General features: G+C 33.8%; 8 protein-coding genes. 4 read left to right on the forward strand and 4 right to left on the reverse strand.

Annotation, left to right across the window (positions count from 1 at the left end; genetic code table 11):
* Positions 1 to 1,441: 1,441 nt before the first annotated feature.
* On the forward strand, positions 1,442 to 2,764 hold the full coding sequence (gene waaA, locus ACFIJS_RS02350) for a lipid IV(A) 3-deoxy-D-manno-octulosonic acid transferase (protein ID WP_375649547.1): 1,323 nt from the start codon (positions 1,442 to 1,444) through the stop codon (positions 2,762 to 2,764).
* Entirely contained in the window at positions 2,754 to 3,794 is a 1,041-nt protein-coding gene (gene lpxK, locus ACFIJS_RS02355; RefSeq protein WP_375649550.1) for a tetraacyldisaccharide 4'-kinase, read from the forward strand. Before waaA ends, lpxK begins: the two co-directional genes overlap by 11 nt.
* Before the next feature lie 19 nt (positions 3,795 to 3,813).
* On the opposite strand, the gene ACFIJS_RS02360 is transcribed toward lpxK, so the two are convergent.
* Positions 3,814 to 4,050, reverse strand: coding sequence for a DUF2093 domain-containing protein (locus ACFIJS_RS02360; protein ID WP_273787833.1), 237 nt, complete (start codon positions 4,048 to 4,050; stop codon positions 3,814 to 3,816).
* Positions 4,051 to 4,158: 108 nt separating this feature from the next.
* Positions 4,159 to 6,012, reverse strand: a complete 1,854-nt coding sequence (mutL, locus tag ACFIJS_RS02365; protein ID WP_375649552.1) for a DNA mismatch repair endonuclease MutL — start codon at positions 6,010 to 6,012, stop codon at positions 4,159 to 4,161.
* A 270-nt stretch (positions 6,013 to 6,282) separates the two neighbouring features.
* Between mutL and ACFIJS_RS02370 the strand changes: the two genes are divergently transcribed.
* Both ACFIJS_RS02370 and lldD read left to right on the forward strand, forming a co-directional pair.
* A complete protein-coding gene (locus tag ACFIJS_RS02370) occupies positions 6,283 to 7,371 on the forward strand; it encodes a 2'-deoxycytidine 5'-triphosphate deaminase (protein ID WP_375649555.1) in 1,089 nt (362 codons plus the stop codon).
* Positions 7,372 to 8,500: 1,129 nt separating this feature from the next.
* On the forward strand, positions 8,501 to 9,652 hold the full coding sequence (gene lldD, locus ACFIJS_RS02375) for an FMN-dependent L-lactate dehydrogenase LldD (RefSeq protein WP_375649570.1): 1,152 nt from the start codon (positions 8,501 to 8,503) through the stop codon (positions 9,650 to 9,652).
* 3,745 nt (positions 9,653 to 13,397) lie between these two features.
* Here the strand turns inward: lldD and ACFIJS_RS02380 are convergent.
* Positions 13,398 to 13,625, reverse strand: coding sequence for a hypothetical protein (locus ACFIJS_RS02380; protein WP_375618608.1), 228 nt, complete (start codon positions 13,623 to 13,625; stop codon positions 13,398 to 13,400).
* Positions 13,622 to 14,284, reverse strand: a complete 663-nt coding sequence (locus ACFIJS_RS02385) for a lysozyme (RefSeq protein WP_375649558.1) — start codon at positions 14,282 to 14,284, stop codon at positions 13,622 to 13,624. Before ACFIJS_RS02385 ends, ACFIJS_RS02380 begins: the two co-directional genes overlap by 4 nt.
* Between the last annotated feature and the right edge of the window lie 836 nt (positions 14,285 to 15,120).

The raw sequence follows: 15,120 nt of genomic DNA on the forward strand, positions 1-15,120 counted from the left end.
ATATTTGGTCATTATAGCCTGTCGATTGCTTCACGCTTTTGTTTAGTCGTCTTTTTCATAGGTACGTTCTTCGGGGAAAATAGAACGCCGTAAAAAAGAATATGCTTGTTGTTTAAATTCATATGTTTTCTTAAGGAAACATCTCTCAAGGCGCCCAAGCCCAATTTCATAATGGTGTCCGTGCAAGGTATAAAATCCATTGTTGCACCACCATTTTTACGCTTAATAAAAATGCAAGACAGTTCTATCAACCTATTTACAACAGCAATATTATCATAACAGCTATCACTCGAAGTTTATGATTATATTGTGAATAGTCACTCTGCTCTTGAATGGGGTATAAGGCATTAATGCGTTAAGATTAATAAAAAGAGTAGCATTATTAATGATACCAATTACTACTTTGTTGAGATTATTAGCACTCCCTACTTATCAATAGGAATTTTTTCAACAGGTTATTACTGTAAGCTTAGAAACCATGAAAGTCGTTAGAAACTTACCAAAATTAAAAACTTAGAGAAACTGAATAGATTTATTAGGTTAACTTACCTTACCTCATAAGGGTTTCATGAGTACTCGTTTAAAACTACAATCTATAAGTTAATCATTTTGTATTGATTATATACAATCTTAAAAGGAATAATATATCATGCGATCTACTGAAAAGAGAGAATTTAAAATTGTGAAAACTCTTATTTAAATTGCTTTAATACTTGTAAGAAATTCTCTATTAAACAAGTTTAGATTTTTCTGGATTACATTTAAGAGATTATATCACAATTTAAAATGAGAACTCTATAACGTTCAAAAGTTTTTTTAAAAATTAGTTTTACATATTCAATTTTATTGAAATGAAATCATAGAGATTAAACTTCCTTTTAAACATATTTTATTTGTTGTATTTATGTAGGTTGTAATGTCTATATGGATTATTTTTTGAAAAATTGACAATACCTAATATATGTAAAAATAAGTTTTTTCTCTAAAATACTAACGTGCAAAATTAAAAGTCTCACTAAAATCATAAGAAGTATTTATTCAGTGAGCTGAAAAAAATTGATACAACCGATGTCATAGATTGTATAGTATTTATTACTATATTTTCAAAGTTATAATCGACTGAAATATAGTTTTGTTATTTTTGAGTAAGATTTTTTATAGGGTGCAGAATGAAGTGATAGAATCGATATAAGTGACAAAATTTCATTAAAAGAGATTTAAATAATGTGTATATGTTATTTTTATAGGAAAATTTAAAAAAATATGGCTATAAAATTGCGTTTTTTATCCTTTATGTATTGAATTTTCTCATGGGTGAAGCGTCTTTTATTCAAGATACGGATGATATTAAAAAAATATAGATGCAATCAATAGTGTTGATGAATTTTTTAACAAAATAAGCATATAGATAACTTAAAATAGCTAGATGAGGTGATTTTAAATGGTAGAATTAAAGGCACATACGGCTCTTTTAAGCTATCGGATGATTGGTTTTTGCTTATGTCCTGTTATTCCCTTTTATTTATTTTTTCGTGCTATTCGTGGAAAAGAAGAGTGGTGTCGCAAAAAAGAGCGTTTAGGTAAAAGTTCTCATATACGTCCCCAAGGTTCGTTAGTTTGGTTGCATGCAGCAAGTGTTGGAGAAACACTTGCACTTGTTCCACTTATAAATTATATTTTATCATTGAAAATCAATGTATTAATGACAACTGGGACTGTGACATCTTCTACTCTTGTGAAAAAATATTTTGGTAATAGGTTGATTCATCAATATGCTCCTTTGGATTTAGATTTTGCAGTTCGCCGTTTTATTAATCATTGGAAGCCTGATCTCGTCTTGATTTGTGAATCAGAAATTTGGCCTCTTCGTATTAAAGAACTTGCAAAAATGCATATTCCGCAGATTTTGGTTAATGCCCATATGTCTGAACGTTCTTTCAAAGCTTGGCAAAAACGACGCGTTCTTGCTAAACATATTTTTAAGGATATTGATTTGGCGATTGGACAAAACGAAAGAGATGTAGCTTATTACCATACACTTGGCGTAAAATCTGTTACGTTTTCTGGTAATCTCAAGGCTGATGTTTTTCTGGTTGAAAATCAAACATTGCTTGCACGTTATCGTAATGCTATCGGCAATCGCCCAGTTTGGGCAGCTGTTTCAACGCATGAAGGGGAAGAGGAGGTTGCTTTTGAGGTCCATAAGATTGTTAAAAATTATTTGCCAAATTTATTAACAATTATTGTGCCTCGTCATCCTGAACGTTCAGAAGATCTTATCAGAAAATGCGACAATAAGGGGTTACGTTTTATTCGTAGGAGTAGAGATGCTGTCCCAAACATGAATACCGATATTTTATGGGGAGATACAATTGGAGAAATGGGACTTTTTCTTCGCTTATCGAAAGTTTCTTTCGTTGGTAAGTCCTTATGTGGAAATGGTGGACACAATCCATTGGAATTGGCTTTACTTGGTTCCGCTATTTTGACAGGGCCCCATGTTTCAAATTTTCAAGAGATGTTCGAACAATTTTTAACGCATGATGCAGCATATATGGTTCAAGATACAAAACAGCTTGCTATTCAGGTGTATAAGCTTTTAACAAATGAAACATTGCGGCAAGAAATGGTTGATAAGGCTCATGAAGTGGCGACAGGTATGGCAGGTGCATTTGAGCGCACATTAAAGATTTTAGATCCATTTTTACAACCCCTTGTAATACAAACAGGTTTACGTCAGCGTCAGGGTAGATATGCATATTAGCGCCCCTCGTTTTTGGTGGAAAAATAAAAGCTTTTTGCGTTTTGTGTTAGCTCCAGTTTCATGGGGGTATGGTTATTTTTCAAGTCGTTTTATGACAAGACAGCCTCCCGTGATTGATCTGCCAATTTTGTGTATTGGAAATTTTACATGTGGCGGTACGGGTAAAACGCCGGTTGTTATTGCTTTTACAAAAGTGGCTAAAGAACTTGGTTTCGTACCTGGTATTGTATCTCGTGGTTATGGTGGATCAGTTAAAGGGGTACATCTTGTAAATGAAAAATATGATACTCCATATAGTGTTGGAGATGAGGCACTTTTACTTGCACGGCATGCTTTTGTAGCTGTATCACCTAATCGTTATGCAGCGGCACAACGGCTTAAACAAGAGGGATGTAATCTTATTTTAATGGATGACGGATTTCAAAGTCGCCGTCTTTATATGGATTATGCGTTACTCGTTGTTGATGCGATGCGCGGTTTTGGTAATGGAGCTGTCTTTCCAGCAGGACCTTTGCGCGTACCATTAAAAACGCAGTTTTCTTTTATGGATAGTGTTTTATTGATTGGTCACTCCGATGCGCCTGATAATGTCGCTTTTCTTGTTTCGCGTACTGGAAAGCCTTTATATCGTGCTCATCTTAAAGCCAGTGCCTCTGATGAGGTTTCAGGAAAATCATTTTTGGCATTTGCTGGTATTGGCAATCCAGATAAATTTTTTAAATCTATTAAAGAATTGTCTGGTCATGTGGTGCAAACTTACATATATCCAGATCACTATTTTTTCACAGATAAAAATTTAAAAAGCCTTATACAAAAGGCTAAAATGCACAAATTATGGCTAGCAACAACAGCTAAAGATTATACCCGTATACAGACAATTCACATGCAAAAAGATTTGAAAAATCTTATTATCTTTGATGTGAATGTCGATTTTGTTCAAAAAGACTTCTGTCGTATGGTCCTTGAAGAGGTCATGACCCGCTTTAGAAAACGTTCCCTTGAATTTTCTTGTCTAAAAGGCAAAAGCTAAATTTATAGCTTTCGAGGGGTTATTTTTCTTTTGTTTTTAACAATTGCTTGAGATATGGGTTGCACTCAAGTTCGCGCTGATAGGAGATTTCACAACTAGCATATGCTTCTTGGCGATGATGATTCCAATATTTTAAATCATCTATAGGGATTTTTTGTCCGCTAACAGCACAAATGGTATAGGTACCATATTCTATAATGTCATATCCATTATTAGAATAATGAATTTTTGCTTCGCGTTCACTATCGGAAAACATTATAATTCCTTTTTACTGATACAAGAGATTCAAGAAAAGTGCCATAAAATATATTATAAAGTCGAGAGTTAATTTAAAAATATTTTTCTTGTCAAAATGGTTAAGAGTTTATTTTCTGCCAAAAAGCCGTTCTATATCTGCCAATTTGAGTTCAATATAAGTAGGGCGTCCATGATTACATGTACTTGTGTTGGGTATTGCCTCCATTTGCCGTAACAGCGTATTCATTTCTTCGGGGCGTAAAAGGCGCCCTGATCGTATTGAACCGTGACAAGCCATAGTTGCTGCAACATAATCAAGCATTGCTTTTAAATTGTTTGTTGTATCATACTCAGAGGCCTCATCTGCGAGATCTTTAATAAGGGCTTGGACGTTGATCTCTCCTAACATGGAAGGTGTTTCACGCACAACAATTGCTCCTGGCCCAAATGATTCTATTCCTAATCCAAATTTTTGCAAAGCATCTTTATGCGTTAAAAGGCATGTTGCATCCTCTTCAGAGAGTTCTACAATTTCAGGAATAAGTAATAACTGTGAAGGAAGCGGTTTGGAATAAAGTGCATTTTTGAGTGCTTCATAAACCAATCGTTCGTGAGCTGCATGCTGATCGACAATGATCAAACTATCTTGTGTTTGGGCGATAATATAGTTTTTATGGATTTGTGCTCTGGCCGCTCCTAATGGATAAGATAACTCTTCTGATGAAGATGTAGTGCTTGGAATGTATGCATCCCCACTTGGTATATTTAAGCCCTCTATAATAGGAGTAGCATCTTCTTTTAAACAAAAAGAACTAGTAATATCCAATGGTTTGTGAACCATTGAAGCGGCGGCAAAATGATGAGGCTGTAGGCTATAAGAAGCGGACTGGTGTGTGTTCTTAAAATTGCCTAACGGTTGTTGTGCTAATGGTTTTTGTATTTGAAATGCAGCTAGCGTTGCTTCAGAACGGGTTGAAGTAGGACGAATACCAGATTGCTGCAATGCTTCACGAATAGCTCCAACGATCAAACCACGAATTAACCCTGGATCACGGAATCGTACATCAGCTTTGGTTGGATGTACATTAACATCTACCTCAGCAGGTGGGAGATCAATAAAAAGAATAGCGACAGGATAACGATCTCGTGTTATGACATCAGCATAAGCGCCTCGGATAGCGCTCCATAGCAATTTATCACGTACGGGACGCCCATTAACATAAGCAAATTGATGAAGGCTGTTATTTCGGTTGAAAGATGGCAAACAGGCAAAACCCGTTAAGCGCACTGCTTCGCGTTCAGCATTCAGCACGATGCTATTAGGCGCGAATTCTTTTCCCATAATTTGCGTAATGCGTTGTAACTGTCCTTGAATATTATTTTCTGTAGCAGACAGTTCCATAGATGTTCTGTCTAGTCCTGAAAGAGAAAAGCGGATATGTGGAAATGCGATAGCAATTCGCTTAATCATATCGCTAATAGCATTTGTTTCAGCCCGATCAGTTTTCATAAATTTTAATCGTGCCGGCGTGACAAAGAAAAGATCACGAACTTCAACAATTGTTCCAAGATTTGCAGCAGCTGGTTTGGGTCCTACAATTTTTCCTGCAGTAACGGAAATTTCAGCAGCGCTCTCAGCATTTTTTGTTCGTGAAATGAGTTTAAGTTTAGCAACAGAACCAATAGAGGGAAGGGCTTCTCCTCTAAACCCAAGGAAGCAGATATTGTGTACGTCATCGGTAATCTTTGAGGTACAATGGCGAGAAACTGCTAAAGTTAACTGATCTGCAGGAATTCCATAACCATTATCACTCACCTTTATAAAATTTTTTCCACCATTTGCTGTAATAATTTCAATGCGTGTTGCACCAGCATCAATAGCGTTTTCAACAAGTTCTTTGACAACATTTGCTGGGCGTTCAATAACTTCACCAGCGGCGATTTGATTAATAATATTTTCGCTAAGATGGCGTATAATCATAATAAATTCTAACAGGAATCTTAAGGCTTCTATAGAAAATTATGATAACATCATTTGCGCGACATTCAAGAATAAGAGAGTATGGAAGATATTATTTTTACAATACCTCCTATTTTTTTTAAAGAGAAGAAAAGAGTTATTCATCATTCGAAGTATTAACAAATCGGTTGGAAAAAACAGAAAAAATAGTTTTTATCACCTTAAAATAGCTTGCACCAATTTATCATCTAGGTCAAAAAAGAAACAATGTAAAAAGGGAAGGCAATATATATGGCGCGTATAAGCGGTATTTTAGCAGATAGTGATATACAAGCTTTGATTGAGAATAACTTTCTCAAGGCTCAGTGTCCATTTGATAGATCTCAAATACAACCAGCAAGCCTTGATCTTCGTTTAGGGGAGAAAGCTTATCGCATACGTGCTTCTTTTATGCCGGGCCCTGATACAAAAGTTTTGGATAAGCTTGAACGGTTAAAGTTGCATGAGTTTGATGTACGAGACGGAGCCGTTTTGGAAACGGGGTGTGTTTATATTGTTCCTCTTTTGGAAAGTTTAGCTTTACCAGAATTTTTATCTGCTGTTGCCAATCCCAAAAGTTCTACAGGTCGATTAGATATTTTCACACGTGTCATTACGGATAATGCTCAGGAGTTTGATAAAATTTGTGCTGGTTATCATGGTCCACTTTATTTGGAAATTAGTCCACGCACATTTCCAATTTTGGTGCATAAAGGCTCACATTTATCACAGCTTCGGTTTAGAAAAGGGCAAAGTTATTTAAATGAAATTGAGTTGCACATTTTGCAAAAGCAAGAAACACTGATATCGGAGGATTTTCCTAATATTAGCAGTGGGGGCATTGGTCTTTCCATTAATTTAAAGGGAGACGAAAACGGGCTTATAGGTTATCGTGGTAAACATCATACAAGTGTTATTGATATTGATAAACGTGCTGTTGCCCACGTTTTAGATTTTTGGGAACCTCTGTTTGATCATGGTCAAAGGGAGTTGGTTCTTGATCCTGATGAATTTTATATTTTAGTTTCACGAGAGGCTGTTCATGTACCTCCGCTTTATGCCGCAGAAATGACTCCTTTTGATCCTCTAGTTGGTGAGTTTAGGGTGCATTATGCAGGCTTTTTTGATCCAGGATTTGGGCATATGGAAGCGGGTGGAAAAGGAGCAAGAGCGGTTTTAGAAGTGCGGAGCCATGAAGTTCCTTTTATCTTAGAGCATGGTCAAATGATTGGCCGTTTGATCTATGAGCATATGCTTAATCAACCATCAGCCCTTTATGGATATGATGTTGGATCACATTATCAAGCACAGGGGTTAAAGTTGTCCAAGCATTTTAAATGAGTTGGAAACTATGATTGTTGATAACATGTATGCAGAAAGTGTATTTTGGATAAAAAAATTTTGTTTTTCGCAAAACCGGTGCCATTCATTCTATTTTTAGTTTTCAAAGTTATCGCATTCCTTGTATTTGAGAGGATATGAGAGGTATTTTTACTTCTTTTTTCAAGAGGTTGTATCTACACGAACTCCGTTTATGGATGTGCAAAAAATAGTTTTGATTATTTCATCATGAAAAAATCTAACATGAAAGAATTTTACTATATTCAATATGTTATTTATATTTATTATAAATTATAAATCAATAAGTTACTAATATCCAATATAACATTAGTGTCTTCGCTTTTCAAATTAAATATGCAAGATTGGACGCTGCTATTGACTCCATTTTTCTAGAGCTTAAATAACCGGTGTATTTTATTTCGTATAAAACTTATCCTTAAGAGCCAATAAATAAGTTTTTCACTACAGTTTAGTAACATTTTTTAATAAACATTGTTCTAATTTTAGTAACTCATTTATAGCCTCAAGATATAATATTGCTAGGAAATTATTCAATTAAATATGGAGAGATTCTATTAGTATGAAAATTAAAAGTTTTTTTATGCTTTATTTGAATTAGGCACTGTATATTTTTATAAACTTTCATGAATAAATAACAGGTCTTAGTTTTGAATATTGATATAAGAAGATTTCTGGGTGTATGAGACAACTTTATTTCCAGTGTTAATAAAGGATTTTTTCATCTTTTGGAGGAGATTATGGTTTATACTTAATGGCTATTAATGTAAGGACCTTAGGAGGGAGAAACGATTTTAAATTATAACTAATTAAGCTGCGAAGCAATCACTTTCGAAGAGGTATTCGTTTAAAGAGAGTATAACATTTAATTGCACATGAACAATAGATAAGTGGATATTTATTAATGATACCCCATACTGTGATATTTTAAATTTGGACAAGAAAAATAAAGACATTGTTTTATCAATTAGTTTTTTAGAAAGTTGCAATCTCTGTTGTTTCTATCTATTCAATAGAGCGTTTTGGGAGAATATCGAATAGGTAGATACACGGATTCGCTTTTATGCGTTTTAGGATATCTTCTCTTTTTTTAGGAACAATGGTGCCATCAATGATTATTTCTTCAACACTTGATTATCGTAAGGCAGCAAAGCGTCGTCTTCCTCCCTTTCTTTTTCACTATATTGATGGTGGAGCTTATGCTGAAGAAACGATGCAACGTAATTGTACAGATCTTCAAGAACTTGCACTGCGTCAAAGGATTCTAAGGCAAATTGGTGAAGTTGATCTTTCAATCAAGCTTTTTGATCAGACATTTGATTTACCGATTGCACTTGCACCTGTTGGGCTAACGGGCATGTATACACGTCGTGGAGAGGTAAAAGCAGCGCGTGCTGCAGCGGCAAAAGGGATTCCTTTTACTCTATCCTCTGTTTCAGTTTGTTCCATTGCGGAAGTGCAAGAAGCGGTTGGAGGAGCATTTTGGTTTCAACTTTATGTTCTCAAAGATCGCGGTTTCATGCGTGATGCACTAGAACGGGCTTGGTTAGCTGGTGTACGCACGTTGGTTTTTACAGTTGATATGCCAGTTCCTGGTGCACGTTATCGTGATGCGCATTCGGGGATGTCTGGTCCTTATGCTGGATTACGTCGTTTTTTACAAGCTTTTACTCATCCATATTGGGCTTGGAACGTTGGTGTTATGGGGCGCCCCCATGATCTTGGAAATGTTTCCACTTATCTCAAAAAGAAAATTGCATTGGATGATTACGTTGGCTGGCTTGGTGCAAACTTTGATCCATCAATTGGTTGGCATGATCTACAATGGATTCGCGATTTTTGGAAAGGAAAAATGATTTTGAAAGGTATTCTTGATCCAGAAGATGCACGAGAAGCAGTAAAATTTGGTGCGGATGGTATTGTTGTTTCCAATCACGGCGGACGTCAGCTTGATGGTGTATTATCAACAACACGAGCGTTGCCTGCAATTGCGGATGCTGTAAAGGATCATTTGACTATTTTAGCGGACTCAGGTGTTCGTTCTGGTCTTGATGTTGTACGCATGATAGCACAAGGTGCGGATGCTGTTATGATTGGTCGTGCTTTTGTTTATGCGCTTGCAGCAGCAGGGGAAAAAGGTGTTATGCATCTCCTTGATCTTTTTGCCAATGAAATGCGGATAGCTATGACACTGACCGGTACTCAGACAATCAGAGATATTACACGCAAGAACTTAGTAAATATAGATGTTTTTGAGCAATGAAAGCAATATGTGATACTACTTTTAGAAAAAGAAAGTCTTTTTATAGAGGAACATAATTATATATATTTACAAATATGTTGACAGTTAAATTTAAATAGAAAATATCAAAAAGCTCCTCTATAAAATCACAGAAAATACTCAATAAATACAATAATTTTAAAGAAAAAATCTTAATAATAATAAACACAAAAAAAATACTAATAACATTGCATACATCTTTTATTTACTTTATTAAAAGTTCATTATCATGGATAAAAAGGAACAAGCGCTGATATTAAAGGCAAAACAACTGTTGATATAGAAAAAATAGATATAAATAATGCTGTGATCATTTTTCTCTCCTATGTATAAAAAACATTAAAATATAACATATTAATTACCTCTTCTTCACATTAGCATAAAATGTAAATTTATAAACTTCATTTAGTTTTAAATTAATATAAAATAATATTAATTATGATATATAAATAAAATCATTAAAAATGTCAATATGTATTTATTACAATCTATAATTATAATAAAAAATGGATCATAGTAAATAATATTTCTATAATCTATATATTATTTATATTAAGTTTATTGAATAATATATTATATGGATACGATGTTGTTTTTTATGCAGTTAAGTTTTTAAACAATGAAAAAATACCCATACTATCTTTAAAAAAGCTCTTTTACTGAGAGCAAGACTGTGTGAATTAATGTGTTTTTCTTTCTTATTTTCTTGTATCTTCAATGATTATTATGTTTTTGAACTGGCAGGTATGTTAAAGCAGTTGAATATTTTTTGTATAGTATGTCATTGCTAACACTATTTATGCTTTCTCGATTGATGTCATAATTTATTAACATATCCAGTTTGTTTTTATTACAGATGGGGTCGTTGGGTCTTTCTAATGATACAAATTGGCATAGAATGTTTTGTTCTATAAGCGATTTAATAATTGCATCTTCAAGCTTCTCCTTTGATATTATGCTCTTCACGGACAACAACAGATTGGTGAGATTGGCATAACTCTAGCACAGATACATTATCTCAAAGTTGAATTGTTGGCACACTTGTAAGGGGTGGATAACTTCATGTTTTTTGTAGCTCTTCAGCAACATAAAGACAAATCTGAACAGTTTCTTCAGTAGTAAGTAAGATAACATCTTTTCCCTTTTTAAACAGAAGTTTTGCTGATATCAATTTTTGAAGCATTTTTATGAATATTCATAACAGTGCGCTTTTTCTAAACCTATATAAACGGGTACAGGATTATTCAGAGTAGAAAGAATTACAGTTTCTATTTGATCGAATTACTCTCATACGTAATTGGATAATATGTACTTTATCGCTGAATAAAAAAGAAAAGTTTTTCTTTCTTTAAATAGAGGATGGGTTGGCATTTAGCCAATAGAGATAGTTTGCGAGCAATTTGTTCTATGCAAGACAACTTAACATTGCCGTTACTTTTTATCACTTGAAGCTGTGAAAAGAAGGCTAAGATAGATGAAAGAATGTAAAAAATGATGGATACATTTTAGGATAAAAAATTATAGTTCTGTTAATTCCACACCAATTGCTGCCGATATTGGTGACGAGAGAAATTTGACCAAAAAAATTATCAAAATTATTGAGGACATTCTTCATAGCATATAGACTAAACCTTTTTGTTAATATGGGGGATTTTCTTTGAGCAGAAATTGATTCTATCCCCTGAAATCAGCAATAATCTCTCAGGTTATGTCGTAAACTTTTTAGGGATGTTACAACGCCACTATCGTCCTTTTATGAAAAATGTTAGCATTTCAGATGAGCAGTTGTGAGGAATTTCAACGTTTATACAGCAAGATCCAGAAACTCTCACGGATTTAGAACAGGCTTCAAGATTTTTGTATTTACAGCGATTAAGTTTTAGAGGGAATGTAAATCGTACGATGAGAGTAGAAAACCATCGTAGCGCGCGGGGGGCTTAAACCCTTCCAATTTGAATGCGTGCTAAAACTTATTTTCCACTGTTTAGCAGGTGTTAGCATTGAACATTTAGACTAGTCTGATTTTATTGTGCGTTATGATCGCCTAAAAATCTTGTTTTATCTTTCACCACTTTAATTGTGGTTTTGAGAGTGATTAAAGAAAGGATTTTTATAAGCGGGAGGATTATCAGCCGATGTCTAAGCTGCTTGCATAATAAGAGGGAGTTTTTTGTCTTTAAACAATATGCTAGAAATTCAAAAAACTTTAGTTAACTTTATAAAAGAGGTTACACCATCTTATACAGACTGCTCTGCAAATAACACAATTGCTGGTAAGGAATGGGGCATCACCAATTTTGATTTCTAAAAAAGAAACAATACGTATTAAATAGTCTTTAACTTTGCAGACTTTTTGAGAATCCTTTCAGAATCTTTTGAAAAAAGTGAACTGATAGAAGATATTTTTATCAAAATATAAAAACTTTTCTAGCAAGTTAGGAATAAATCTAAAAATATATATTAAATATAAAAACAGTACGATATGTAGGCAATCTGGGCTTTAGAAACAAGAATCAAAGCGTATAAAGATGCATAGAAGTGAGATTGAGACATATCATTTTTATGATTCAATAAAAAATAAAAATTAAAGAAAAAATTTTATATCAAAAATTTAAGGTGGTTTAAAAGGTGGACGGGCAATGCATGGAAGGATGAGCGAGAAGGTGAATTAGGGGAGAGCGATTTATAGATTATCAGTATCTTTGTAAAAGTATCTTCTCAAGATAAATATTGTGATGAAATAGATTGTAGTTGAATGTTCGAAAAGATAATACGCACTCTTAACTTTTCCGTTATACACATCACAATAAAAGCCGTGAAAAGCACGGTCTTATTACAAACTTTCTCTATATTACAGTAATATTTTAAAAGAAGGATTTTATTTCAGGAAAAAATTATCTTAAAATAGTAAAGCAATATTCTTCAAGAAATTGCTAGGCGACTTTTGAAAGTAAAAAAGCTAAGTTAAAAAATAAAAGCAAAAATGGTTGTTGGTTTTCTCAACTGGAGTTGCATGTCATTTCCCACATAGGGAATTTACCTATAGAAAAATTAACAGCCAAGATCATTCACAATATTTTCCCGCCACTTTAGCATGAAAAAGCAGATACAGTGCGAAAGTATTTGCCTTATCGTCAACATCATTATTATAATTAGGAAGCTGAAACAACATCATTTACAAATCACATAAAAGCCTTACCATTATTCATTATATAGCTCCGTAGATTGCTTTTCTTCAAGCATGTCAACCCCTAGATGTTATTTTTGTTGAAAACAGAACCTTTGTGTATGATCAGTTCTTTGAACGACGATAGTAGTGCAATCCATAAAATTTTTTCTCATCTTCTTTTGATAGGATAACAAAGATGCCCTTAGAATACATCAATAGACTCAATCATTTTACACAAACATAATCTGTTGAATCCTTTAGTTTCAATTCAGACATCTCAGTCACTCTAATTAAATCTAATCGACCACCAGAGTGTTTTAATCCTTTAAGTGCTTTTACTTTTAATCTGAATGTATCCACCTCTTTCAAATCTTTTCATTGATTGATGTTTCAGAGGAATTATATTTTTATCACTTTATTTTCCGTTTATCTCTCCAACCACATAAACGTTCACCTTGTTCGTTATGTTTTAAAATATCTCTCGCCAAATTTGGACTAATGACATTGATATCTTGTCGATTCAAATAAATTGGCAGCCATCCAATACAAGAAGTTCGTTCATTCGTCGCGCAACCAGCTAGAAAGCTTAGTGCGCACATCAGCATCACTTTTCTTATTAATTTCATTTTCTACCTCAAGCCGTGTTGTCGCTATCTTGAAATCTTCTTTTGTTTGCTTTTGCTTCTCAACTTTTTTCCCAAGAAAAAAGGCTTTGACTAAAGCTATAAGAAAAGCTGCTATGAGCGCTGACGTCATTGTCAGATATTTTTTTATCCATAAAATCATAGGCGGTGTTCCTGAAAACGTTTAGCAATGTATATCATAGCCGTACAAGCAGCTAAAACCATAATGCCTGCTAGAACCCATTGAACAGGACCATTTCCTGCAAAAAGACCTCCAAGCCCTGAAAAAGAACCTATGATTGGTGCAAGAGCTTCTACTTTGCAAATACCTGTTACGCCTTCTGGTTCTACTACATGATAATTGGGGGCAACATGAGCTCCTTTTGCCCACAATCCTGCTTCGGTTGCTCGGCGATTGACAAGACCTTGGATACGTTTTCCTCCTACTCTTGTCCATTTTTGCAATTCGGTTGGTATCGCTTCATATTCACCTTTATTAAGCTTTTTTAAAAGTGTAGAATTGCGAAATGCAGTGATTCCTACATTATAGCAAAATGATACTAATGCCGCGAATTGTTCATCGTTTAAAGGAACGGTAACGGCTTTTTCAACAACAGCTTCATACTCCCTCAAGTCCTGACAAAGGATTTTTTCAGCTTCTTTTTCCGTAATTTGCATGTCTTTGTGGACGCTTGGGGCACCAGCAGCACTTGTATGCCCATAACCAATTGTCCAGACACCACCAGAATCTTCATAAGCTGATAAACGTAAGCCTTCCAATTTCTTAATCAATACAAGCCCTTCTTTTGATATTTTTCGCATTATTTTTACCTATAAAAAACTACACAAAGCAGGATATGAATTAAAAACTTACATCTACTCATTTTTAAGAACAGAACAGCGAAAGGGCATAATAAATTCAAAACATCCATAGTGGATTATTTTAAGATCCATATCATTTTTTTGAATAAAGATTATGCTAAATACTATTCATTTTGCAGCAATTGATCTCCATCTAAAGACAATAACTTTATAATAATTCCATTTATAATCAGATAGATTTCACTCATAAACTCTTACAGTTGATCTAGAATGATTTAGAAGAACTTTACTTGAAAAAACTTCAATAATTCCGATGACAAAAAGCACTTTTAACAAAAAATAAGAGACATAATAATTAATGAAATAATTAGGTGTTGATTTTTAAGTAATTTCAAAATTCATAAATTGCACCACAGAATTTTTTTATAAAAAAACATTATAATAACATTATACATCTAAAATTTATCTTAGAATCAATAAATCATATACATAACGTGTTATACATATTTAATAAAAAAATCTATAGTTAATTTAATTATTCTTTGTTTTTTCTCCTAATTGCTTAATTTCATTAAAAAATACCTTTATGAAGGATTTCAAATAAACTGTTACATAAAAACATAATGGATATTTTCCCTCTCTTGCAGTCTGTTTCCAACTGAAACAATATATTAGTGGAGCATATTCAATATATAGACCAATGATATTTGATAGTTTTTTTAAGAATATTGTACTGTTGTAGTTTGACACTAGGTTTTGTACTAAGTGGGAAAAGGTGGGATTAGGTAGGAATACGTGATAATTTGTTGTTTTTATGTATAAAATTTAGCATTAAA

The organism is Bartonella sp. OT172YNZD (assembly GCF_042193725.1).
GTDB classification, from domain to species: Bacteria; Pseudomonadota; Alphaproteobacteria; order Rhizobiales; family Rhizobiaceae; genus Bartonella; species Bartonella grahamii_A.

What these genes read in the sequence shown, in the direction of transcription:
- ACFIJS_RS02380 (WP_375618608.1), bottom strand. Translation starts at nt 13,625, where the DNA reads ATGATTTTATGGATAAAAAAATATCTGACAATGACGTCAGCGCTCATA.
- ACFIJS_RS02360 (WP_273787833.1), bottom strand. Translation starts at nt 4,050, where the DNA reads ATGTTTTCCGATAGTGAACGCGAAGCAAAAATTCATTATTCTAATAAT.
- mutL (WP_375649552.1), bottom strand. Translation starts at nt 6,012, where the DNA reads ATGATTATACGCCATCTTAGCGAAAATATTATTAATCAAATCGCCGCT.
- ACFIJS_RS02385 (WP_375649558.1), bottom strand. Translation starts at nt 14,284, where the DNA reads ATGCGAAAAATATCAAAAGAAGGGCTTGTATTGATTAAGAAATTGGAA.
- ACFIJS_RS02370 (WP_375649555.1), top strand. Translation starts at nt 6,283, where the DNA reads ATGGCGCGTATAAGCGGTATTTTAGCAGATAGTGATATACAAGCTTTG.
- waaA (WP_375649547.1), top strand. Translation starts at nt 1,442, where the DNA reads ATGGTAGAATTAAAGGCACATACGGCTCTTTTAAGCTATCGGATGATT.
- lldD (WP_375649570.1), top strand. Translation starts at nt 8,501, where the DNA reads ATGATTATTTCTTCAACACTTGATTATCGTAAGGCAGCAAAGCGTCGT.
- lpxK (WP_375649550.1), top strand. Translation starts at nt 2,754, where the DNA reads ATGCATATTAGCGCCCCTCGTTTTTGGTGGAAAAATAAAAGCTTTTTG.